This is a genomic window from Pseudomonas sp. EA_65y_Pfl2_P78 (genome assembly GCF_963970495.1).
GTDB lineage: Bacteria > Pseudomonadota > Gammaproteobacteria > Pseudomonadales > Pseudomonadaceae > Aquipseudomonas > Aquipseudomonas baetica_A.
Genome location: NZ_CAXAON010000029.1, coordinates 25781 through 47525 on the forward strand (window position 1 = coordinate 25781; position 21745 = coordinate 47525).

The 21745-nt window shown below is 57.6% G+C and carries 22 protein-coding genes; 12 read left to right on the forward strand and 10 right to left on the reverse strand.

From position 1 onward, the window contains the following. The first annotated feature begins 6 nt into the window (after positions 1 to 6). Positions 7 to 186, forward strand: a complete 180-nt coding sequence (locus AACY02_RS20240) for a PA3496 family putative envelope integrity protein (RefSeq protein ID WP_339433493.1) — start codon at positions 7 to 9, stop codon at positions 184 to 186. A 90-nt stretch (positions 187 to 276) separates the two neighbouring features. On the opposite strand, the gene AACY02_RS20245 is transcribed toward AACY02_RS20240, so the two are convergent. After that, complete coding sequence (locus AACY02_RS20245) at positions 277 to 903, reverse strand: response regulator transcription factor (protein ID WP_042560733.1); 627 nt, start codon at positions 901 to 903, stop codon at positions 277 to 279. Positions 904 to 1419: 516 nt separating this feature from the next. Here AACY02_RS20245 and AACY02_RS20250 point away from each other — a divergent pair. Further along, entirely contained in the window at positions 1420 to 2133 is a 714-nt protein-coding gene (locus tag AACY02_RS20250; protein WP_339433494.1) for a hypothetical protein, read from the forward strand. 133 nt (positions 2134 to 2266) lie between these two features. Here AACY02_RS20250 and AACY02_RS20255 read toward each other — a convergent pair whose 3' ends face one another. Next, entirely contained in the window at positions 2267 to 3484 is a 1218-nt protein-coding gene (locus AACY02_RS20255) for an argininosuccinate synthase (RefSeq protein ID WP_186622245.1), read from the reverse strand. 129 nt (positions 3485 to 3613) lie between these two features. Beyond that, positions 3614 to 4522: a flagellar protein MotY gene (locus AACY02_RS20260; protein WP_339433495.1), complete on the reverse strand. Its 909-nt coding sequence runs from the start codon at positions 4520 to 4522 to the stop codon at positions 3614 to 3616. A 159-nt stretch (positions 4523 to 4681) separates the two neighbouring features. Between AACY02_RS20260 and pyrC the strand changes: the two genes are divergently transcribed. Together pyrC and rnt are read left to right on the forward strand one after the other, a co-directional pair. Continuing rightward, on the forward strand, positions 4682 to 5728 hold the full coding sequence (gene pyrC, locus AACY02_RS20265; RefSeq protein WP_221732093.1) for a dihydroorotase: 1047 nt from the start codon (positions 4682 to 4684) through the stop codon (positions 5726 to 5728). Beyond that, on the forward strand, positions 5725 to 6402 hold the full coding sequence (rnt, locus tag AACY02_RS20270; RefSeq protein WP_095190452.1) for a ribonuclease T: 678 nt from the start codon (positions 5725 to 5727) through the stop codon (positions 6400 to 6402). Before pyrC ends, rnt begins: the two co-directional genes overlap by 4 nt. A gap of 74 nt (positions 6403 to 6476) precedes the next feature. On the opposite strand, the gene AACY02_RS20275 is transcribed toward rnt, so the two are convergent. Further along, a complete protein-coding gene (locus tag AACY02_RS20275; RefSeq protein WP_003227723.1) occupies positions 6477 to 7079 on the reverse strand; it encodes a peroxiredoxin in 603 nt (200 codons plus the stop codon). A gap of 314 nt (positions 7080 to 7393) precedes the next feature. On the opposite strand from AACY02_RS20275, the gene AACY02_RS20280 reads away from it, so the two are divergent. Then, complete coding sequence (locus tag AACY02_RS20280) at positions 7394 to 7612, forward strand: bacterioferritin-associated ferredoxin (protein WP_003227725.1); 219 nt, start codon at positions 7394 to 7396, stop codon at positions 7610 to 7612. A gap of 201 nt (positions 7613 to 7813) precedes the next feature. Then, positions 7814 to 8287 carry a bacterioferritin gene (gene bfr, locus AACY02_RS20285; protein WP_003227727.1) on the forward strand — a complete coding sequence of 158 codons (474 nt, stop codon included), beginning with the start codon at positions 7814 to 7816 and terminating at the stop codon, positions 8285 to 8287. A 106-nt stretch (positions 8288 to 8393) separates the two neighbouring features. On the opposite strand, the gene grxD is transcribed toward bfr, so the two are convergent. The 3 genes from grxD to AACY02_RS20300 all read right to left on the reverse strand — a co-directional run bounded on the left by grxD (position 8394) and on the right by AACY02_RS20300 (position 11362). Beyond that, on the reverse strand, positions 8394 to 8735 hold the full coding sequence (grxD, locus tag AACY02_RS20290) for a Grx4 family monothiol glutaredoxin (RefSeq protein WP_016773402.1): 342 nt from the start codon (positions 8733 to 8735) through the stop codon (positions 8394 to 8396). Positions 8736 to 8832: 97 nt separating this feature from the next. Then, a complete protein-coding gene (locus tag AACY02_RS20295) occupies positions 8833 to 10938 on the reverse strand; it encodes a molybdopterin oxidoreductase family protein (protein WP_339433496.1) in 2106 nt (701 codons plus the stop codon). Between the two features lie 133 nt (positions 10939 to 11071). Beyond that, complete coding sequence (locus AACY02_RS20300; RefSeq protein WP_339433497.1) at positions 11072 to 11362, reverse strand: hypothetical protein; 291 nt, start codon at positions 11360 to 11362, stop codon at positions 11072 to 11074. A 404-nt stretch (positions 11363 to 11766) separates the two neighbouring features. On the opposite strand from AACY02_RS20300, the gene argF reads away from it, so the two are divergent. Together argF and AACY02_RS20310 are read left to right on the forward strand one after the other, a co-directional pair. Next, on the forward strand, positions 11767 to 12687 hold the full coding sequence (gene argF / locus AACY02_RS20305) for an ornithine carbamoyltransferase (protein WP_339433498.1): 921 nt from the start codon (positions 11767 to 11769) through the stop codon (positions 12685 to 12687). Then, positions 12684 to 13793, forward strand: a complete 1110-nt coding sequence (locus tag AACY02_RS20310) for an ABC transporter ATP-binding protein (protein WP_339433499.1) — start codon at positions 12684 to 12686, stop codon at positions 13791 to 13793. The genes argF and AACY02_RS20310 overlap by 4 nt, the downstream gene beginning before the upstream one ends. 119 nt (positions 13794 to 13912) lie before the next feature. Here the strand turns inward: AACY02_RS20310 and AACY02_RS20315 are convergent, their stop codons facing one another. Together AACY02_RS20315 and ybaK are read right to left on the reverse strand one after the other, a co-directional pair. Continuing rightward, positions 13913 to 14695: a PhzF family phenazine biosynthesis protein gene (locus tag AACY02_RS20315; protein WP_339433500.1), complete on the reverse strand. Its 783-nt coding sequence runs from the start codon at positions 14693 to 14695 to the stop codon at positions 13913 to 13915. Positions 14696 to 14790: 95 nt separating this feature from the next. Next, on the reverse strand, positions 14791 to 15261 hold the full coding sequence (gene ybaK, locus AACY02_RS20320) for a Cys-tRNA(Pro) deacylase (RefSeq protein ID WP_339433501.1): 471 nt from the start codon (positions 15259 to 15261) through the stop codon (positions 14791 to 14793). A 361-nt stretch (positions 15262 to 15622) separates the two neighbouring features. On the opposite strand from ybaK, the gene AACY02_RS20325 reads away from it, so the two are divergent. From AACY02_RS20325 to glpD, 4 genes are all read left to right on the forward strand, one after another. After that, entirely contained in the window at positions 15623 to 16474 is an 852-nt protein-coding gene (locus AACY02_RS20325; protein WP_221732101.1) for an MIP/aquaporin family protein, read from the forward strand. 77 nt (positions 16475 to 16551) lie between these two features. After that, complete coding sequence (glpK, locus tag AACY02_RS20330) at positions 16552 to 18054, forward strand: glycerol kinase GlpK (protein WP_221732102.1); 1503 nt, start codon at positions 16552 to 16554, stop codon at positions 18052 to 18054. Between the two features lie 95 nt (positions 18055 to 18149). Further along, the gene (locus AACY02_RS20335) at positions 18150 to 18905 is read left to right on the forward strand and encodes a DeoR/GlpR family transcriptional regulator (protein WP_007916700.1); all 756 of its coding nucleotides are present in this window, start codon (positions 18150 to 18152) and stop codon (positions 18903 to 18905) included. Positions 18906 to 19200: 295 nt separating this feature from the next. Beyond that, positions 19201 to 20736, forward strand: a complete 1536-nt coding sequence (gene glpD / locus AACY02_RS20340) for a glycerol-3-phosphate dehydrogenase (protein WP_339433502.1) — start codon at positions 19201 to 19203, stop codon at positions 20734 to 20736. Positions 20737 to 20825: 89 nt separating this feature from the next. On the opposite strand, the gene AACY02_RS20345 is transcribed toward glpD, so the two are convergent. After that, complete coding sequence (locus tag AACY02_RS20345) at positions 20826 to 21713, reverse strand: LysR family transcriptional regulator (protein WP_339433503.1); 888 nt, start codon at positions 21711 to 21713, stop codon at positions 20826 to 20828. Positions 21714 to 21745: the final 32 nt, after the last annotated feature.

The following is a 21745-nucleotide window of genomic DNA, read 5'->3' on the forward strand; positions in this document are numbered from 1 at the left end:
AACCTTATGAGTAGCGACAAAGAACAACTGGACATAGAAGATGACGTTGACACCGCAGACGCTGATGCAGAGGAACCGGTCGTGGAAGTCGCCAAAACCAATCTGAGCAAGCGCCGCACGATCGACAACCTGCTGGAGGAGCGCCGACTGCAAAAGCAATTGGCCGATTACGATTTTGATCTCTGATACTTGAAAGCCTCCCGAACCGGAGGCTTTTCACTTTCTATAACTAGCTGAATTCGATCGGCCCATGACCCCGTCAGCTTACTGAGGTATTCAGACAAGCCCATTGCGTTGCGCCAACTCGATCAGATCAACCAGCGAGCGCGCATTGAGTTTCAGCAGCAAGCGAGTCTTGTAGGTGCTCACTGTCTTGTTGCTCAAAAACATGCCATCGGCGATTTCCTTGTTGGTCTTGCCTCGCGCCAACTGTTGTAAAACCATCATTTCCCGCCCGGAAAGGCGATCTACCATGTCGGCTTCGCTGGCATTGCCCAGACTGGTACGTACTGTATGCAACGCCTGATTGGGAAAATAACTGTAGCCGGACAAAACGGCCTTGATCGCGCTGAGCAACTCGGTCAGATCCTGCTGTTTACATACATAACCCGCCGCCCCCGATTGCATGCAACGCATTGAAAAATGCCCGGGCGCCTGGGAAGTCAGCACCAGAACTTTTATGGGCATCGCGACCGAAGTCAGGCGCGCAATAACTTCCAGTCCATCAAGTTTCGGTATTCCAATATCCAGAATAACAATATCGGGCATTTGTTCACGAGCAAGTTGTAATGCATCTACACCGTTGTCAGTTTCTGCAATGACTTCGTAGCCATGACGTTCCATCAGCATACGTACCGCAAGACGAATGACGGGGTGGTCATCCACGATCAGCACTTTATTCATGGGCAAGTCCAGTTTCGCTGTTCGAATTTTTAGAACACGCACAATAGCCCAGTCACTTGCCTGATGGCATGCCAGCGCTCTCACGCACTTGCATCGAGAGACATACCCTACGGGCATTAAGGATTAATCCTACAAAAATCCCACTCTTCTCTAAATATCCGACAAAGCACCTCGCTCACGCCCCTGAAACATTTCTGTTTTTTACCTGTAACAGCTTGCGACCGACTCCTGTGCAACGCGGTCTCACAGCCGGGCATCATGACATTCAAACTGCGGGACCTGTGTCGAATACCAGCGCCACAACACGAATTCACTCCCAATCAGAAATATCATGCAATGACGGCAATCTCCTACAACTTTAATATACAACCGACCGAATCATAAACACTTGAAACAAGATATTTATACTTAAGCAAACACTTTTGCTATAAATACAAACATCAACAGCACACTTAACCAATAAACAACAAAACACAGTCACCCACAACAAAACCACTCAAAAAAAAGAGCACTTAAATGTTAAAGATAAAAAACAAAATATCCAACCCGATGACGATTATCGCTATATTCGCCGCTATATCCGAGGCCTCCGCCGCCGTTTCTCTGCCGTTCCTTGATAGCGAAGATCGCGAAATCTACGTCTGGTTCCTGATAAGCTTTCCGTTCTACTTGTTATTTCTTTTCTTTATCACTTTAAACTTCAACTACCGCTCACTCTATTCACCCTCTGATTTCGGCAAGGACAAGAGCTTCTTAAAAGTCATCAACAATAATTGTCGCGATAACAAGCGAAACACATCACAGCAGGATCCAGCTCACGGGACTTTCGGAATATCAAGTTTCATCGTGCCCAGCGAACCCGGCGCAGCCCAAGGCAAGGAGTCGTGCAAAATCCACAATGCGCCCGACCCGCCACCAGACATCGGCTCAGCGCCGAACCTGACGGTTCAACACAATATTCACTTGCCTGTCTCCATCAGCCACCTGCACATCATCGATGCAAGGAATATTGATGCATCGAGAGAACTGAACACGATGCTGGAAAGGATCCGCCGTACCGACAAGAAAACTGCGCGGGCCATCGTATTTCTTTCCAATCATGTGTCGGATGTTTCCTTGACCAAGAGTGCGCTATCGCAGATCAGGCACGCGAAGAAAGGCTCGGGCACAACGCTTTGTATTGTTTACAACCTGTGCTCGCAAGCGGTAACGCTGCTGGGGCGGGTTTGACGGGTGAGGACTACCGCAGAAGCAGACAGACCAGGGACATTGCTCGACTAGCACCAAACAAAGAATTGATAAAAAAGGCGGCCTTGTCTCAAAGACAAGGCCGCCTTTTCATTGCGCATCAGTCTGAAAAATCTCAGAACAGTTTGCGGCCCTTGTTGGCAGCAATGCGCATGCGCAGCGCGTTGAGCTTGATGAAGCCCGCCGCATCGGCCTGATTGTAAGCGCCGCCATCTTCTTCGAATGTTGCGATGTTGGCGTCGAACAGCGAATCGTCGGACTTGCGGCCGGTCACGATCACGTTGCCCTTGTACAGCTTCAGGCGAACCACACCGTTCACGTTGACCTGGGAAGCGTCGATCATCTGTTGCAGCATCAGACGCTCAGGGCTCCACCAGTAGCCGGTGTAGATCAGGCTGGCGTATTTCGGCATCAGCTCGTCTTTGAGGTGAGCGACTTCGCGGTCCAGAGTGATCGACTCGATGGCGCGGTGAGCGCGCAGCATGATGGTGCCGCCCGGGGTTTCGTAGCAACCACGGGACTTCATGCCCACGTAACGGTTTTCGACGATGTCCAGACGGCCAATGCCGTGCTCGCCACCGATCTTGTTCAGTGTCGCCAGAACAGTGGCCGGGGTCATTTCGACGCCGTCCAGCGCAACGATGTCGCCGTTGCGGTAGGTCAGTTCCAGATACTGCGGGGTGTCAGGAGCGTTCTCCGGGGAGACGGTCCAACGCCACATGTCTTCTTCGTGCTCGGTCCAGGTATCTTCCAGCACGCCGCCTTCATAGGAGATGTGCAGCAGGTTGGCATCCATCGAGTACGGGGATTTTTTCTTGCCGTGGCGCTCGATCGGGATCGCGTGCTTCTCGGCGTAGTCCATCAGCTTCTCGCGGGACAGCAGATCCCACTCGCGCCACGGAGCAATCACTTTCACGCCTGGCTTGAGTGCGTAGGCACCCAGTTCGAAACGCACCTGGTCGTTGCCCTTGCCGGTCGCACCGTGAGAAATGGCGTCAGCGCCGGTTTCGTTGGCGATTTCGATCAAACGCTTGGCGATCAATGGACGTGCGATGGAAGTGCCCAGCAGGTACTCGCCCTCGTAAACGGTGTTGGCGCGAAACATCGGGAACACGAAATCACGCACGAACTCCTCGCGCAGATCATCAATGTAGATTTCTTTGACGCCCATGGCCTGAGCCTTGGCGCGGGCCGGCTCGACCTCTTCGCCTTGACCGAGATCTGCGGTGAAGGTCACCACTTCACAGTTATAAGTATCCTGCAGCCACTTGAGGATCACCGAAGTGTCCAGGCCGCCGGAATACGCCAGAACGACCTTGTTTACGTCCGCCATGCCATCACTCCACGGGGTTCTACGGAAAGCCGAGGAGTCTACCGCTCCAACGCGATAATTTACAGAGGCGCGACAGCTTAAGACGACAAAGCGACAGAATCTGTCGAGAGCGCGACGATGACCGGCAGGTCAGGAAGTCGCCGCGGTATTGGCGGGAGTGCTGGCCTGAGGCGCTGGAGCCGTGGTCGGGGTCACGCGCGTCAAATGCACATTCACCCGGCGGTTCTTCGCCCGATTGGCCGCATTGGTGTTCGGCACCAATGGATAACGTTCACCGTGGAAACGCACAGTGATCTGCGATTCCTGAATGCCGTTGGCCTTGAAGAAGTCGACCACAGCCAATGCACGGCGGCGCGACAACTCGCGGTTGGTCAGGCGATTACCGCTGTTGTCGGAGTGGCCGTCAAGCTCGATGTGATTGACCGTCGGATCGGCCTTCATGTAATCGAGCATGACCTGCAGTTTGGCCTTGGCGGCAGCATCAAGATCAATGCCCTCGCCAGGGAAGCCGACCTGCGACTGTTTGATCTGATCGAAATTCTGTGGCAGCAATTTCGCCACACAACTCTGGTATTCGTTGAACGCCTTGCTGAACTTGACCGGCAACAGGCGCACTTCCGAAACCCGGCCATCGCCCGAGGCACGGCGTACAACAGGGCTGCGCCCGTCCATCAGGCCGCTCATCAGTCCACCTGCCTGAGACTGCGAACTGCTGAACAGAATGTTGCCGCTGCCCAGCCTGACAGAGCCCAGATTGATGTCGCCGCGCCCCGGCTGCCATGGCGCGGCTGCCGCGAGCAACGTCGCCGAACCGCCGCCCAGCATGGCGTTATAGGCGTTCAAACGAAATATTGCCTGTTCACCGGCCCTGCGCACGAACTCTCCCGAACCGAAATCAGTGATCGGTTGCGTCAGACGGCATTCGAACTTATCGCCGGCGACCGTCCACTCAATGTTCTCCAGTCGAGTCTGGTAGGTCAGCGCCATCGCGGGAAGGCTGGCAAACACACTGAGCAAGGCTAAATAACGCTGGCGCACGGGAGGCTCCATTGGCTTCTGCAACAAAAAGACCGATAGACACATGTTTACGGCATACCTATGGGATATCGGAAGGTTCCTGCAAAACTTGATAGCGAGTGCCTGCAAGAGTCTTTTCGGGTAGCATTCCCCTCAGTTTGACCCGCCTGGAATCCCCTCATGTCCGACCGCCTGACCCTGCTGCGTCCCGACGACTGGCACATTCATCTTCGCGATGGTGCTGTGTTGACCAATACCGTTGCCGATGTTGCGCGCACCTTCGGTCGCGCCATCATCATGCCCAACCTGGTACCTCCGGTGCGCAACGCCGCTGAAGCCGACGGCTATCGCCAGCGGATTCTCGCTGCTCGCCCGGCCGGCAGTGGTTTCGAGCCGTTGATGGTGCTGTACCTCACCGACCGCACCCAGCCCGAAGAAATTCGTGAGGCCAAGGCCAGCGGTTTCGTGCACGCCGCCAAACTGTACCCGGCCGGCGCGACCACCAACTCCGATTCCGGAGTGACCAGCATCGACAAGATCTTCCCGGCGCTGGAGGCCATGGCCGAAGTCGGCATGCCGCTGCTGATCCACGGTGAAGTCACGCGCGGCGATGTCGACGTGTTCGACCGCGAAAAGATTTTCATCGATGAGCACATGCGCCGTGTCGTCGAGCGTTTCCCGACGCTCAAAGTGGTGTTCGAACACATCACGACTGGCGATGCGGTGCAGTTCGTCAACGAGGCTTCGGCCAACGTTGGCGCGACCATCACGGCGCATCACCTGCTCTACAACCGCAACCACATGCTGGTTGGCGGGATTCGCCCGCACTTCTATTGCCTGCCGATCCTCAAGCGCAATACCCATCAGGAAGCCCTGCTCGACGCCGCCACCAGCGGCAGTGCGAAGTTCTTCCTCGGCACCGACTCGGCACCGCACGCCCAGCACGCCAAGGAAGCCGCCTGCGGCTGCGCCGGCTGCTACACCGCGTACGCCGCCATCGAGTTGTACGCCGAAGCCTTCGAACAGCGTAATGCGCTGGACAAGCTAGAAGCGTTCGCCAGCCTCAACGGGCCACGCTTCTACGGCCTGCCGGCCAATACCGACCGCATCACTTTGGTTCGCGAAGAATGGACCGCCCCGACCAGCCTGCCGTTTGGCGAGTTGACCGTTATCCCGCTGCGCGCCGGTGAAAAGCTGCGCTGGCGCCTGCTGGAGGAACACGCGTGAGTGAAGACCATTTCGACGACGAACTGGAAGGTCAAGGTGGCGGCGGCGGTTCCCGTCATCCAATGGCAGCGCGTTTTCGCGGTTACCTGCCGGTTGTCGTCGACGTAGAAACCGGTGGCTTCAACTCGGCCACCGATGCATTGCTGGAGATTGCCGCGACCACCATCGCCATGGATGAAAAGGGTTTCGTTTACCCGGATCACACCTACTTCTTCCGCGTTGAGCCTTTTGAAGGCGCCAACATCGAAGCGGCGGCACTGGAGTTCACCGGGATCAAGCTTGATCACCCGTTGCGCATGGCCGTCAGCGAAGAAACGGCGCTGACCGATATCTTCCGTGGCATCCGCAAGGCGTTGAAAGCCAACGGCTGCAAACGGGCGATTCTGGTCGGCCATAACAGCAGCTTCGACCTCGGCTTCCTCAATGCCGCTGTTGCGCGACTGGATATGAAGCGCAATCCGTTCCACCCATTCTCCAGCTTCGACACCGCCACGCTGGCCGGTCTGGCCTACGGTCAAACCGTACTGGCGAAAGCCTGTCAGGCAGCCGATATCGATTTCGACGGCCGTGAGGCGCACTCCGCGCGTTACGACACCGAGAAAACCGCTGAGCTGTTCTGCGGCATCGTCAATCGCTGGAAACAGATGGGCGGCTGGGAAGACTTCGACGACTGATGGTTTTCGAATAAATCCCGCGCATGAAAAAACCGGCTACGTGAGCCGGTTTTTTTGTACCTTGACGTTGCGCCTTACAGGGCAGCAGCGTTCTCGGTCAGGTAAGCCGCAACACCTTCTGGCGAAGCGTTCATGCCTTTGTCGCCTTTCTTCCAGTTGGCAGGGCAGACTTCGCCGTGCTCTTCGTGGAATTGCAGAGCGTCGACCAGACGGATCAGCTCTTCCATGTTACGGCCCAGCGGCAGGTCGTTGATGATCTGCGAGCGGACAACGCCTTTGTCGTCGATCAGGAAGGCACCACGGAACGCCACGCCGCCTTCGGATTCAACATCGTAAGCCTTGGCGATGTCGTGCTTCATGTCGGCAGCCATGGTGTATTTCACCTGGCCGATGCCGCCATTGTTGACCGGGGTGTTGCGCCAGGCGTTGTGGGTGAAGTGCGAGTCGATCGAAACCGCGATCACTTCAACGTTGCGTGCCTTGAAGTCGGCCATGCGGTTGTCCAGAGCGATCAGCTCGGACGGGCAGACGAAGGTGAAGTCCAGTGGGTAGAAGAACACCAGGCCGTATTTGCCTTTGATGGCCGAGGACAGGGTGAAGCTGTCAACGATCTCGCCATTGCCGAGTACGGCCGGTACGGTGAAGTCAGGGGCTTGTTTGCCTACGAGTACGCTCATTGATATCTCCTGGTGTAAAAACTTGAAGTTCAGGGTCCGGGCCAGCCTGCCACCCTCAGGCGACAGCCCTGTGACACGAACCCCCTTCGCAAGGGCCGACCATCATACACTGCGTTTTTGGCCTGTCCTTAAAGGTTTTTTGGGGCAGGCGAATAAGGACGCTGCATTTACAGGGCCAGGCAAATAGCCACTTGTCACCGTTCGTCAGTCACTGGCCATTCTGGCCAATAGCTTTGCGAAAGCACTTTGACAATCATTCTCGTTAACATTAAGATCCATCGCAATTGAGTCACAACCAGCGACGGTTCTCACTTATGTATGTTTGTCTCTGCACTGGCGTCACCGACGGACAGATCCGCGAAGCGATCTATGAAGGTTGCTGCAGCTACAAAGAAGTTCGCCAGGCCACCGGCGTCGCCAGCCAATGTGGCAAATGTGCTTGCCTGGCCAAGGAAGTGGTTCGCGAAACCCTGACCAAGCTGCAAACCGCCCAGGCCGCGATCCCCTACCCGGTAGAATTTACTGCCGCGTAAATACCCTCATTTCAAAGAACCGGACTTGATGTCCGGTTTTTTTATGCCTGAAAATCAATTGGTTAGGCTCCAGACGCGGAACACAAACATTCTTATTCAGATTTATTTTCATTTATTATTCAATAACTTAGGTTTGACACTTATAAAAGTGCAGCCCAAACTCCGCCCTATATACAGCTAATACAGGGCAGGACTCCCATCATGAAAGGCGACATTACAGTCATCCAGCATCTCAACAAGATCCTTGCCAATGAACTGGTCGCGATCAATCAGTACTTCCTGCATGCCCGCATGTATGAAGATTGGGGCCTGAACAAGCTGGGCAAGCACGAGTACCACGAGTCCATCGACGAGATGAAACACGCGGACAAGCTGATCAAGCGCATTCTGTTCCTCGAAGGGCTGCCGAACGTGCAGGATCTGGGAAAACTGCACATCGGCGAGCATACCCAGGAAATGCTGGAATGCGACCTGCGTATCGAGAAGACCGGCCATGCTGACCTTAAAGCCGCGATTGCGCATTGCGAATCCGTTGGCGATTTCGGCAGCCGTGAACTGCTCGAAGACATTCTCGAATCCGAAGAAGAACATATCGACTGGCTGGAAACCCAACTGGGCCTGATCGATAAAGTCGGTCTTGAGAACTATCTGCAATCGCAGATGGGCGAAGAGTAAGTTAGCGCCCGCTAAACGCGAGACACTGAAAAGCCCCGCCCTCTTTTGAGGCGCGGGGCTTTTTATTGCTCGGGTTTCAGCATTGGCCGAAACCCGAAAAAGCCGATCAGGCTTCGGACTTGTTCGCAGCAGCGGCTTCGACAGCCGCTTTGATGGTGCTTTGCAGCGAACCGTCTGCAGCCATCTCGGTCATGATGTCGCTACCGCCGACCAGCTCACCGCCCACCCACAATTGCGGGAAAGTCGGCCAGTTGGCGTACTTTGGCAGGTTGGCGCGGATTTCCGGGTTCTGCAGGATGTCCACGTACGCAAACTTTTCGCCACACGCCATCACAGCCTGCGCAGCTTTCGCGGAGAAGCCACACTGTGGGGCATTCGGCGAACCTTTCATGTAAAGCAGAATGGTGTTGTTGGCAATCTGCTCTTTAATCGTTTCGATGATATCCATGGAGCACCTCGGCTGAACTTTCCGACTCATGGGTCGGCACGGTGGCGCATTGTAACGGAATCCCGAGCGCCATGCTCGGTCTCCCCGACAGACATGCTCAGGCTGCCACCACCGTCACCGGAACGCCATTGAGCGCGGCATTACCCGACAGCTCGTCAAGCTGACACTCATCGGTCAGGTCGTTGGCACTGGAACCCGGCTGACTGCTGGCAATCGCCATCTGTACACCGGGACGCGCATGCCCCCAGCCGTGAGGCAAGCTCACCACGCCTTTCATCATGTCCAGACTGCCGAGCACTTGGACTTCGATCTGCCCGACCCGTGAACTGACGCGCACTAACTGGCCATCTTCAAGCCCACGACTGGCGAGGTCATCCGGGTGCATCAGCAATTGATGCCTTGGCTTGCCTTTCACCAGACGATGATAGTTATGCATCCAGGAATTGTTACTGCGCACATGGCGGCGGCCGATCATCAGCAACTCATCGGCGGCGGGCGCCTGCAATGTCGCGAACCGTGCGAGGTCGGCGAGTATCTCCGGCGGCGCGGCCTGCACGCGTTGATTCGGCGTTTTCAGGCGTGCCGTGAGATTGGGTTTCAGCGCGCCAAGGTCAATGCCGTGCGGATGATCGAACAGCGTTGCCAGCGACAGTTTCTGCTCGCCGGCGTCACCGTAGATCCCCATGCGCAGGCCCAAGTCGATCATCTTCGCCGGCGGCATTGTTGGCTTCAGTTCCTTGCCGGTTTTTTCGGCAAACGCTTTGGCCAGGCCGACGAAAATCTCCCAGTCATGCAAGGCGCCCTCGGGTTTGGCGAGAATTGCGCGATTGAAACGGGTGACATTGCGCACCGCGAACAGATTGAACGTGGTGTCGTAGTGATCGTTCTCCAGCGCCGAAGTCGACGGCAGGATCAGGTCGGCATAACGCGTGGTTTCGTTGATGTACAGGTCGATGCTGACCATGAACTCCAGACCGTCCAGCGCCTGCTCCAGTTGCCGCCCGTTAGGCGTCGACAGCACCGGGTTACCGGCGACGGTAATCAGTGCGCGCACCTGCCCCTCGCCGTCGGTGAGCATTTCTTCGGCCAGCGCCGACACCGGCAACTCGCCGCCGTACTCGGGACGGCCCGACACACGGCTTTGCCATTTATTGAAATGCCCGCCCGAGGTCGATGCCACCAGATCCACCGCAGGCTCCGTGCACAGCGCCCCGCCGACGCGATCAAGGTTGCCGGTCACCAGATTGATCAACTGCACCACCCAGTGGCACAAGGTGCCGAAGGCTTGCGTTGAAACGCCCATCCGCCCGTAGCAAACCGCGCTGGGCGCGGCGGCAAAATCGCGGGCCAACTGGCGGATCTGTTCGGCGGGCACGGCGCACAACGGGCTCATGGCTTCTGCGGTGAACGTCGCCACGGCGGCGCGCACCTCGTCCAGGCCGTCGACCGGCAAGTGACTGTCGCGGGTCAAGCCTTCGCCAAACAATGTGTTGAGGACACCAAACAGCAAGGCCGCATCGCCCCCGGGCCGCACAAATAGATGTTGATCAGCGATTGCCGCCGTCTCGCTGCGCCGTGGATCGACCACCACCACTTTGCCGCCCCGGCCCTGAATGGCTTTGAGGCGCTTTTCGACGTCAGGCACGGTCATGATGCTGCCGTTGGACGCCAGCGGATTACCGCCCAGAATCAGCATGAAATCGGTGTGATCAATATCAGGAATCGGCAACAGCAAACCGTGGCCGTACATCAGATAACTGCTCAGATGATGGGGCAACTGATCGACCGAGGTCGCCGAGAAGCGATTGCGCGTCTTCAGCAAACCGAGGAAGTAGTTGCTGTGGGTCATCAACCCGTAGTTGTGCACGCTAGGGTTGCCCTGATAGACCGCCACCGCGTTCTGCCCATGGCGCTCCTGAATCGCCGCCAGACGCTCGGCCACCAGCGCAAACGCCTCATCCCACTCGATCGGCAGCCATTCACTGCCAACCCGGCGCATTGGCTGGCGCAGGCGATCGGGGTCATTCTGAATATCCTGCAACGCCACGGCCTTGGGGCAGATGTGCCCACGGCTGAACGTGTCGAGGGCATCGCCCTTGATCGAGGTGATCGCAACATTGCCATCGGTTTCGGTGGTCTCGAGGGTCAGGCCACAGATGGCTTCACACAGGTGGCAGGCACGGTGATGGAGAGTCTTGGTCATGGCCAGTCTCTGTCTTGTTCTGGGGCGGGCACTACGCCTGCGGGAACAAAACTATGGCCCGGGCGCCGGCCGGGCGCCAGCGACGTTCGTCTTGTGAATCGACGGTTATCAGGCGAGCCGATAGCCCATTGCGTCAGTTCTGCGGCAAGTGCGGTGGCGCCTGCAACTGAATTTCCTGGATGGTTTCGATCTGTTCATGGGCGATATGCACGCCGGTGAGTTCACCGATAAGACGCCAATGCTCGTCGAGCCCGGCGCTGATGGTTGCCATCCGGTCGATCATGTGCCGACCGGCAGTCTTGACCACTTCGTCCTCGCTGCGCAGCAGCTCGAAGGACATCGAGGTGACCGAGGCGGTGAGATGGGTCAGTGAGCGAGCCGTGTGGCCCAGCAATTCCATTAACAGTTGTTCTTTCGATTCCATGCGGAGGCTTCCTGCGTCGCTCGAAATGTATTTATAACCCAGCACTTTGCTTTAGCAAATGTTTCAGCCCGAGCACCCGACCAAGCGATTCGTGCCGCTGTGGTCGTAAACCGACCAAAGCAGCGCCATCTGCGCCACGGCGGATTGCCAAGCCCCTTGAGGCCAGTGTACAAAGAGGCTTGCTGCTGTCCTGAACCCGGCTTCAAATGCGCGACTGCAACTCCAAGTCCGCCCTCCGAATTCCGCAAAAAACCGTAGCCTATTGGAAAAACGCGACATTTAGTGTCAATATCGCGCCTTCCCCCATTTTCGTCGCCCCGTGCGGCTTACGCCGCAGGTCTCGCCCGTTGTTCCGTTAAACAAGGCTTTGAGCATCTGCGGTGTGTAGCAAAAGGTAGTCAATGATGAGCGCAAGGCACTTTCTCTCCCTGATGGATTGCACGCCCGAAGAGCTGGTCAGCGTGATCCGTCGAGGCGTTGAGCTCAAGGACCTGCGTAACCGCGGCGTACTGTTCGAGCCTCTGAAAAACCGTGTGCTGGGGATGATCTTCGAGAAATCCTCGACGCGCACCCGGATCTCCTTCGAAGCCGGCATGATCCAGCTCGGCGGCCAGGCGATTTTCCTTTCGCCACGCGACACCCAACTGGGCCGTGGCGAGCCGATCGGCGATTGCGCCATCGTCATGTCGAGCATGCTTGATGCGGTGATGATCCGTACTTTTGCCCACAGCACCCTGACCGAATTCGCAGCCAACTCCCGCGTGCCCGTGATCAACGGCCTGTCCGATGACCTGCACCCGTGCCAGTTGCTGGCCGACATGCAGACGTTCCTCGAACATCGCGGCTCGATCCAGGGCAAAACGGTTGCCTGGATCGGCGACGGCAACAATATGTGCAACAGCTATATAGAGGCCGCGATCCAGTTCGACTTCCAATTGCGCGTCGCCTGCCCGGAAGGCTACGAGCCAAACCCGGAGTTCGTCGCCAAGGCCGGCGACCGCGTGACCATCGTCCGCGACCCACAGGACGCCGTGCGCGGCGCGCACCTGGTGAGCACCGACGTCTGGACGTCCATGGGCCAGGAAGAAGAGACCGCCAAGCGTCTCAAGCTGTTCACCCCGTTCCAGGTCAATCGGGCCCTGCTCGATCTGGCCGCCGAGGACGTGCTGTTCATGCACTGCCTGCCCGCGCACCGTGGCGAAGAAATCAGTCTCGACCTGCTTGATGACCCGCGCTCGGTCGCTTGGGATCAGGCAGAAAACCGTCTCCACGCACAGAAGGCCCTGCTCGAGTTCCTCGTCGAACCGGCATATCACCACGCATGAGCCATGAATTACTGCTGAACCTGCGCAACCTCGCTTGCGGCTATCAAGATCAACGTGTGGTGCAGAACCTCAATCTGCACCTCAACGCCGGCGATATCGGCTGCCTGCTCGGCTCATCCGGGTGCGGCAAGACCACCACCCTGCGCGCCATCGCCGGTTTCGAACCGGTGCACGAAGGTGAAATCACCCTCGGTGGCGAGACCCTTTCCAGCCCTGGTTTCACCCTCGCACCGGAGAAACGCCGGATCGGCATGGTGTTTCAGGACTACGCGCTGTTCCCGCACCTGAGCGTCGCGGACAACATCGCCTTCGGCATTCGCAAGCATCCGCACAAGGAGCGCGTGACCGAGGAGTTGCTGGAACTGGTCAACCTGAAGGACCTTGGCAAACGCTTCCCGCACGAATTGTCCGGTGGCCAGCAACAGCGTGTCGCCCTCGCCCGCGCCCTGGCGCCAGAGCCGCAACTGCTGCTGCTCGACGAGCCCTTTTCGAACCTCGATGGCGAACTGCGCCGCAAACTCAGCCATGAAGTACGCGACATCCTCAAGGCTCGTGGTACCAGCGCGATACTGGTGACCCACGATCAGGAAGAAGCCTTTGCCGTGAGTGATCACGTCGGCGTTTTCAAAGAGGGGCGACTGGAGCAATGGGACACCCCGTACAACCTGTATCACGAACCGGCGACGCCTTTTGTGGCCAGTTTCATCGGTCAGGGCTACTTCATTCGCGGCCAGCTCGGCAGCCCGGAATCGGTGCAGACCGAACTGGGTGAACTGCGCGGTAATCGCGCCTATACCTGGCCGGTGGGTGGTGCGGTGGATGTGCTGTTGCGTCCGGACGACATCGTTTATGCGCCGGACAGTGCTTTGAAGGCGAGGATTGTCGGCAAGACGTTCCTGGGGGCTTCGACGCTTTATCGCCTGCAACTGCCGACCGGTGCGCAACTGGAGTCGATCTTCCCCAGTCATGCCGATCACCACGTCGGTGCTGAGGTGGGGATTCGTGTTGCAGCCGAACATCTGGTGTTGTTCCAGGCATCCGGTAGCACGGCAGCGCAGATTCCGGCAGTGGAAAACGGCGTGCGCCGCTACAGCAGCGCGCTCTGATTCAACACGATAGAAAATGTGGGAGAGGGCTTGCTCGCGAAAGCGTCGTGTCATTCAGCACGAGTGTTTGCTGATACACCGCCTTCGCGAGCAAGCCCGCTCCCACATTGGTTTTTGTCTTAACCCAGGCGCAGTGTGCCGCTCGCCACCAGCGTCGCATGACCGCCAATCTTCACCCGCTCACCTTCCAGCCGACAGAACAACTCCCCGCCCCGCGCCGAACGCTGGCATGCGGTCAGGCTCGATTTGCCCAATTTCTTTGACCAGTATGGAATCAAGCTGCAATGGGTCGAACCAGTCACCGGGTCTTCATCGATACCAATCGCTGGCGCAAAGTAGCGCGAGACGAAATCGTGTTGATTGCCGCGAGCGGTGACGATCGCACCCAACCACGGCAGCTTGGCCAGCGCGACCCTGTCCGGCTTGCAATCCAGAACGGCCTGCTCCGACTCCAGCACCACAAACAGCTCACTGGAACCGAGCACATCCAGCGCCTCGACTCCCAACGCCCGCTCGACATCCTGCGTCACACCAATCTCGCAAGGCTCGATCGACGGGAAGTCCAGCCACAATCGCCGCCCCTCACGACTGACACTCAGCGGCCCGGACTGACAGACAAAATCCAGGCGTTCGGCGGTTTCCTTGTAAATTTCGAATAGCACATAGGCACTGGCCAACGTGGCGTGACCGCATAACGGCACTTCGGTGGTCGGGGTGAACCAGCGGATATGCCAAGCCTGACCTTCGCGTACCAGAAACGCAGTTTCCGCCAGATTGTGTTCGGCGGCGATTTTCTGCATCAACTCGTCCGCCAGCCAGGCGTCGAGCCGATAAACCATCGCTGGATTGCCACTGAACGGCCGATCACTGAACGCGTCGACCTGATGAAACTCGAGCTGCATAACCTTCTCCCTCAGTCCGTTGATCGAGCATGCAACTGACACCTGATCCGCGCCAGTGACAGAACCGGCCAATTTTCTTCATACAGTGCAAATGGTCATGCGCGGCCGATGTCGGCAAATGTGGCCTGGGTATGTTCGGCCAACGCGGCAGGCGCCAACTCGACCTCAAGCCCGCGTCGGCCGGCACTGACGTAAAGGGTCGCAAACCCCTGAGCCGAGCGGTCAATAAAAGTGCGCAAGCGTTTCTTCTGCCCCAGAGGGCTGATGCCACCCAACAGATACCCCGTAGAACGCTGTGCCGCCACCGGGTCGGCCATTTCGACTTTTTTGACACCGGCGGCGTGTGCCAGACCTTTTAGATCGAGACTTCCGACGACCGGCACCACGGCGACCAGCAATTCACCCTTTTCAGTGGCGGCCAGCAGCGTCTTGAACACCTGCGCAGGCTCAAGCCCCAGTTTTTCTGCGGCCTCCAGCCCGTAAGACGCGGCTTTGGGGTCATGTTCGTAACTGTGCACGCGATGTTCGGCACGAACTTTTTTCAACAAGTCCAACGCAGGGGTCATGACAGCTCCAGGCTCGGCAGTGACAGAAAAATCCTGCGCAGAATTCTAGGCCATCGCCGGCGAAAAGGCTCTAGCACAAGTCACGTTTCCCATGGCCTGCAGGCGAACAACCGAAAAAACTTCCATCCTCCAAATAGGATCATTCACCGCACTGATAGTTTTATTGTGACCAATGGTTCACTTTCGACCTTTGACAGGTTTGTTTCTTGTCTATATTTTTTCGAATCTGAATAATGTAAGAATTATGATCACGGCAGCACCCAGCAGCAGACCGAGAACAGGATGGGGATCCCGCCTCGGTGAAAATCGCGCCTTGCCCTGTCGGCAGTGCGCCAGACAACAACAAAAATCGAGGTTTTCAATGACAACTGCTTTACAGCAACCATCGCTTTCAGGCCAATGCATGGCCGAGTTCCTGGGCACTGCACTCCTGATCTTTTTCGGTACTGGTTGTGTCGCCGCGCTCAAAGTCGCGGGCGCCAGCTTCGGACTGTGGGAAATCAGCATCATCTGGGGCGTCGGCGTGAGCATGGCGATCTACCTCACCGCCGGCGTTTCCGGTGCGCACCTGAATCCGGCGGTGAGCATCGCGCTGACCATCTTCGCTGACTTCGAAAAGCGCAAACTGCCGTTCTACATCCTTTCGCAGATTGCCGGCGCCTTCTGCGGCGCGCTGTTGGTTTACACGCTGTACAGCAATCTCTTCTTCGATTTCGAACAAACTCATCAAATGGTGCGCGGCTCGGCGGCCAGCCTTGAGTTGGCGTCGGTGTTCTCCACCTTCCCGAACCCGGTGCTGTCGACCGCCCAGGCATTTCTGGTCGAGATGATCATCACCGCCATCCTGATGGGCGTGATCATGGCCCTGACCGACGACAACAACGGCCTGCCAAGAGGCCCGATGGCGCCGCTGCTGATCGGTTTGCTGATTGCGGTGATTGGCAGCTCGATGGGCCCGCTGACTGGCTTCGCGATGAACCCGGCCCGTGACTTCGGTCCGAAGCTGATGACTTTCTTCGCCGGCTGGGGTGAAATTTCCTTCACTGGCGGCCGCGACATTCCGTACTTCCTGATTCCGATTTTTGCACCGATTGTCGGTGCCTGCCTCGGCGCTGCCGGGTATCGCGGGCTCATCGCCCGTCACCTGACCGGCGCCACACCTGCTACAAAGGATGCAGAACCGGCCATTGAAGGCAAACCAAGAACTTCTTGAAACAGTCGGCGCAAGCTCCTGCCCAATAGAGCCTGCGCCAAGGCCCACTCTCCCTTTTTTCGTCCAAGGCAATCGACATGACCGACATTGAGAATAAGAACTACATCATTGCCCTCGATCAGGGTACGACCAGCTCGCGCGCGATCATTTTTGACCGCGACGCGAACGTGGTCTGCACCGCGCAGCGCGAATTCGCCCAGCATTACCCACAAGCCGGTTGGGTTGAACACGACCCGATGGAAATCTTCGCCACTCAAAGCGCGGTGATGGTTGAGGCGCTGGCTCAGGCCGGTTTGCATCATGATCAGGTGGCCGCCATCGGCATCACCAACCAGCGTGAAACCACCGTGGTCTGGGACAAGACCACCGGCCGGCCGGTGTACAACGCGATCGTCTGGCAGTGCCGCCGCAGCACCGAGATCTGTCAGCAGCTCAAGCGTGACGGCCACGAAGACTACATCCGCGACACCACGGGCCTGGTCACCGACCCGTACTTCTCCGGCACCAAACTGAAGTGGATCCTCGACAACGTTGAAGGCAGCCGCGAACGTGCGCGCAACGGCGAACTGCTGTTCGGCACCATCGATAGCTGGCTGATCTGGAAATTCACTGGCGGCAAGGTGCACGTCACCGACTACACCAACGCCTCGCGCACCATGCTCTTCAACATCCATTCGCTTGAATGGGATTCGAAGATGCTGGAGATCCTCGACATCCCGCGCGAAATGCTGCCCCAAGTCAAAGCCTCCTCGGAAATCTACGGTCGCACCAAGAGCGGCATCGCCATCGGCGGTATCGCCGGCGACCAGCAAGCGGCACTGTTCGGCCAGATGTGCGTCGAGCCGGGCCAGGCGAAAAACACCTACGGCACCGGTTGCTTCCTGCTGATGAACACCGGCGACAAAGCGGTGAAATCCAAGCACGGCATGCTCACCACCATCGCTTGCGGCCCGCGCGGCGAAGTGGCTTACGCACTGGAAGGCGCGGTATTCAACGGCGGTTCCACCGTGCAGTGGCTGCGTGATGAACTGAAGATCATCAACGACGCCCACGACACCGAATACTTCGCCAATAAAGTCAAAGACAGCAACGGCGTGTATCTGGTGCCAGCCTTCACTGGCCTGGGCGCACCGTACTGGGACCCGTATGCCCGTGGCGCCCTGTTCGGTCTGACCCGTGGCGTGCGCGTGGATCACATCATCCGTGCCGCGCTGGAATCGATTGCCTACCAGACCCGAGACGTGCTCGACGCCATGCAGCAGGACTCCGGCGAACGCCTCAAGGCCCTGCGTGTGGACGGCGGCGCAGTTGCCAATAACTTCCTCATGCAGTTCCAGGCCGACATCCTCGGCACGCAGGTCGAGCGCCCGCAAATGCGCGAAACCACTGCCCTGGGCGCTGCCTATCTGGCGGGTCTGGCGTGCGGTTTCTGGGGCAGCCTGGACGAACTGCGCGGCAAAGCGGTCATCGAACGCGAGTTCGAACCGAGCCTGGACGAAGTGGCAAAAGAGAAACTCTATAAAGGCTGGAAAAAAGCCGTCAGCCGTACCCGTGACTGGGAACGCGAAGACGCTGAATAAGACAGTCTCGGGATCCTTATAGGGTTCTAACTGGTAGGGAGCGGATTCCTGCGGCATCATGGGCAAATTTTGCACGGCAGCCCAAAGGAAGCCCCATGAATCTGCCTCCCCGTCAGCAGCAAATCCTCGAACTGGTCCGCGAACGCGGCTATGTGAGCATCGAGGAAATGGCCACGCTGTTCGTTGTTACCCCGCAAACCATTCGCCGCGACATCAATCAGCTCGCGGAAGCCAATCTGCTGCGTCGCTACCATGGCGGCGCCGCCTATGACTCCAGCGTCGAAAACACGGCTTATGCGATGCGCGCCGATCAGATGCGCGATGAAAAACAACGCATCGGTGAAGCCATCGCCGCCCAGATCCCCGATCACGCCTCGCTGTTCATCAACATCGGCACCACCACCGAATCGATTGCCCGCGCCCTGCTCAATCACAACCACCTGAAAATCATCACCAACAACTTGCATGTGGCGTCGATGCTCAGTGCCAAGGATGACTTTGATGTGTTGCTGACGGGCGGCAATGTGCGCCGTGACGGCGGGGTTGTCGGTCAGGCGAGCGTGGATTTCATCAATCAGTTCAAGGTCGATTTCGCCCTGGTCGGTATCAGCGGTATCGACGAGGACGGCAGCCTGCTCGACTTCGATTATCAGGAAGTACGGGTTTCCCAAGCGATCATCGCCAATGCGCGGCAGGTGATCCTGGCGGCGGACTCCAGCAAATTCGGGCGCAATGCGATGATTCGGCTCGGCCCGATCAGCCTGATTGATTGCCTGGTGACGGATCAGCAGCCAGTGCCAGCGTTGGCGCAGTTGCTGAGTCAGCACAAGATTCGCCTGGAAGTCGTTTAACCCCTCAAATATTCATCGGCTGTACCGACGCCTTCGCGAGCCAGCCCGCTCCCACCTATGGAATGCGCTCCCCTTGTGGGAGCGGGCTGGCTCGCGAAGAGTCCCTCACAAACAGCACATCTGCCGCGCTCTTGCGCACATTTGATGTTCGAATATCTTCTTTTAACCGCCCTTCGATGAGTTTTTTCAATCGAAGTCGACTGGCTGTGCGCGTCTTTATGAGCTACCATTTTCGAAAATGAACATTAATGTTCGATTTCCAATACAGAAAATCAAAAGAGCCCGAGGCCAGCCGATGTCAACATCTACCTTGCGTACGCCCCCTATCTCTGAGATCTACGACCTCGCCGTCATCGGTGGCGGGATCAATGGGGTCGGGATCGCAGCGGATGCCGCCGGTCGCGGTCTCTCTGTTTTCCTTTGCGAAAAGGATGACTTGGCCAGCCATACCTCGTCGGCCAGTAGCAAGCTGATCCACGGTGGTCTGCGCTACCTCGAACATTACGAATTCCGTCTGGTGCGCGAAGCACTGGCCGAGCGCGAAGTCCTGCTGGCCAAGGCGCCGCACATCGTCAAGCCGATGCGTTTCGTGCTGCCGCACCGCCCGCACCTGCGTCCGGCGTGGATGATCCGCGCCGGTCTGTTCCTGTATGACAACCTGGGCAAGCGCGAAAAGTTGCCAGGTTCTAAAAGCCTGAAGTTCGGCGCCGACAGCGCACTGAAAAGCGAAATCAAAAAAGGCTTTGAATACTCCGACTGCTGGGTCGATGACGCTCGCCTGGTTGTTCTGAACGCCATGGCCGCCCGGGAAAAAGGCGCCCACGTCCACACCCAGACCCGTTGCGTCAGCGCCCGTCGCGCCAAAGGCTTGTGGCATCTGAACCTGGAGCGCGCCGACGGGAGCCTGTTTTCGATCACCGCCAAAGCGCTGGTAAACGCTGCCGGCCCGTGGGTCGCCAAGTTCATTCGTGATGACTTGAAGATGGAGTCGCCGTACGGCATCCGTCTGATTCAGGGCAGCCACATCATCGTGCCGAAACTGTACGAAGGCGAACATGCGCACATCTTGCAAAACGAAGATCAGCGCATCGTTTTCACCATTCCGTACCTGAACCATTTCACGCTGATTGGCACCACCGACCGCGAGTACACCGGCGATCCAGCCAAAGTGGCGATCACCGAGGGCGAAACCGATTACCTGCTGAAAGTGGTCAACGCCCACTTCAAGAAGCAGATCAGCCGCGACGACATTCAGCACAGCTATTCGGGTGTGCGTCCGCTGTGCAACGACGAATCCGACAACCCGTCGGCCGTGACCCGCGATTACACCCTGGCGCTGTCCGGCAGCGGCGAAGAAGCACCGTTGCTGTCGGTGTTTGGCGGCAAGCTGACCACCTACCGCAAACTCGCCGAGTCGGCGATGGCGCAGTTGATGCCGTTCTTCACCCAGATGCGCCCGAGCTGGACGGCGACCGCTACCCTGCCCGGCGGCGAAGACATGACCACCCCGCAGGCCTTGAGCGCACTGATTCGCGAGAAGTTCGACTTCGTGCCGACTGAAATCGCTCGCCGCTGGTCGACCACCTACGGCAGCCGCACCTGGCGCATGCTCGAAGGCGTGGAAACCTTCGCCGACCTGGGCGAACACCTGGGTGGCGGGCTCTACACCCGTGAAGTCGATTACCTGTGCAGCGAAGAGTGGGCGACTACCGCGCACGACATTCTGTGGCGCCGCAGCAAGCTGGGGTTGTTCACCACTGCGGCCGAGCAGGAGAAACTGGCGGCGTATCTGGGCAAGGTCGAGCACAATGGCAAGATTGAAGCGGCCTGATCACTGATCATCGCTTGAACGGAAAAGCCCCTGAATCGTGAGATTCAGGGGCTTTTTCTTTTCTACGGATCGGGCGCTGACCAGCGAGGTCAGCGCGCCAGATGCAACAACAGAAAATCAATAAACGCCCGCGACTTGTGCGGCAGGTGCGGGCTGTTGGGGAACACCACGTTGATCGATTGCGAAGGCAGTGCGTACTCAGGCAGTAAACGCACCAGACGCCCGCTGGCGATGTCATCCTCGACCACCCACACCGGCAATACCGAAACCCCCAGCGACGACAGCGTCATCGAACGAATGGCCGTGGAGGAATTCGACTCGAAGTGATTGATGCCGTTGATCTCGACGCTTTGCCCTTGCCCGTCACGCAGGCTCCACTGTGTCGGTGCCTGCAGATTGCTGTTGGCGATCCACGGCACATTGTTCAGAGCCTGTGGCTCATTCACCGGATAACGAGCGAGAAACCCTTCGCTGGCGACCAGCACAATTTCGTAATCCGCCAGCTTGCGGCTCTTGAATGCCGAGTCTGCCAAGTTGCCGAGGCGAATCACCAGATCGAGTTTTTCCGCCACCAGATCATTCAATGAAGAATTGAAGTTGTAGCACAAGCGAATTTCCGGATAGCGCTCGGAGAACAATGGGATCAACGGCAGAATATACTTTTCGCCATATTCACTCGTGGAACTTATGCGCAACTTACCGGAGACACGATTATTACCCTTCAATACGTTATCGAAGGCATTATCGATGTCCGCGACTATTCCCTTGAACTCTTCATAAAAGTCCTGACCAATTTCCGTCAGCGATATATTGCGCGTATTGCGAATAAGCAATGTCGCAGACAAAACCTCTTCCAGCGCCTTGACATGCAGGCTGGCCATGGCTTTGCTGATACTCAGGTAATTGGCGGCCTTGGTGTAAGAACCAAAATCAACCACCGCGAGAAACGTCTGAACCCGATTAAGATGAGAGTGCATGGCGCTATGGCTCACTGTTAAATCCTGTCAAA

What these genes read in the sequence shown, in the direction of transcription:
- AACY02_RS20345 (WP_339433503.1), bottom strand. Translation starts at nt 21,713, where the DNA reads ATGCACTCTCATCTTAATCGGGTTCAGACGTTTCTCGCGGTGGTTGAT.
- argF (WP_339433498.1), top strand. Translation starts at nt 11,767, where the DNA reads ATGAGCGCAAGGCACTTTCTCTCCCTGATGGATTGCACGCCCGAAGAG.
- bfr (WP_003227727.1), top strand. Translation starts at nt 7,814, where the DNA reads ATGAAAGGCGACATTACAGTCATCCAGCATCTCAACAAGATCCTTGCC.
- AACY02_RS20335 (WP_007916700.1), top strand. Translation starts at nt 18,150, where the DNA reads ATGAATCTGCCTCCCCGTCAGCAGCAAATCCTCGAACTGGTCCGCGAA.
- grxD (WP_016773402.1), bottom strand. Translation starts at nt 8,735, where the DNA reads ATGGATATCATCGAAACGATTAAAGAGCAGATTGCCAACAACACCATT.
- AACY02_RS20250 (WP_339433494.1), top strand. Translation starts at nt 1,420, where the DNA reads ATGTTAAAGATAAAAAACAAAATATCCAACCCGATGACGATTATCGCT.
- AACY02_RS20315 (WP_339433500.1), bottom strand. Translation starts at nt 14,695, where the DNA reads ATGCAGCTCGAGTTTCATCAGGTCGACGCGTTCAGTGATCGGCCGTTC.
- ybaK (WP_339433501.1), bottom strand. Translation starts at nt 15,261, where the DNA reads ATGACCCCTGCGTTGGACTTGTTGAAAAAAGTTCGTGCCGAACATCGC.
- glpD (WP_339433502.1), top strand. Translation starts at nt 19,201, where the DNA reads ATGTCAACATCTACCTTGCGTACGCCCCCTATCTCTGAGATCTACGAC.
- AACY02_RS20325 (WP_221732101.1), top strand. Translation starts at nt 15,623, where the DNA reads ATGACAACTGCTTTACAGCAACCATCGCTTTCAGGCCAATGCATGGCC.
- AACY02_RS20240 (WP_339433493.1), top strand. Translation starts at nt 7, where the DNA reads ATGAGTAGCGACAAAGAACAACTGGACATAGAAGATGACGTTGACACC.
- glpK (WP_221732102.1), top strand. Translation starts at nt 16,552, where the DNA reads ATGACCGACATTGAGAATAAGAACTACATCATTGCCCTCGATCAGGGT.
- AACY02_RS20255 (WP_186622245.1), bottom strand. Translation starts at nt 3,484, where the DNA reads ATGGCGGACGTAAACAAGGTCGTTCTGGCGTATTCCGGCGGCCTGGAC.
- AACY02_RS20310 (WP_339433499.1), top strand. Translation starts at nt 12,684, where the DNA reads ATGAGCCATGAATTACTGCTGAACCTGCGCAACCTCGCTTGCGGCTAT.
- AACY02_RS20275 (WP_003227723.1), bottom strand. Translation starts at nt 7,079, where the DNA reads ATGAGCGTACTCGTAGGCAAACAAGCCCCTGACTTCACCGTACCGGCC.
- AACY02_RS20280 (WP_003227725.1), top strand. Translation starts at nt 7,394, where the DNA reads ATGTATGTTTGTCTCTGCACTGGCGTCACCGACGGACAGATCCGCGAA.
- AACY02_RS20245 (WP_042560733.1), bottom strand. Translation starts at nt 903, where the DNA reads ATGAATAAAGTGCTGATCGTGGATGACCACCCCGTCATTCGTCTTGCG.
- AACY02_RS20300 (WP_339433497.1), bottom strand. Translation starts at nt 11,362, where the DNA reads ATGGAATCGAAAGAACAACTGTTAATGGAATTGCTGGGCCACACGGCT.
- pyrC (WP_221732093.1), top strand. Translation starts at nt 4,682, where the DNA reads ATGTCCGACCGCCTGACCCTGCTGCGTCCCGACGACTGGCACATTCAT.
- AACY02_RS20295 (WP_339433496.1), bottom strand. Translation starts at nt 10,938, where the DNA reads ATGACCAAGACTCTCCATCACCGTGCCTGCCACCTGTGTGAAGCCATC.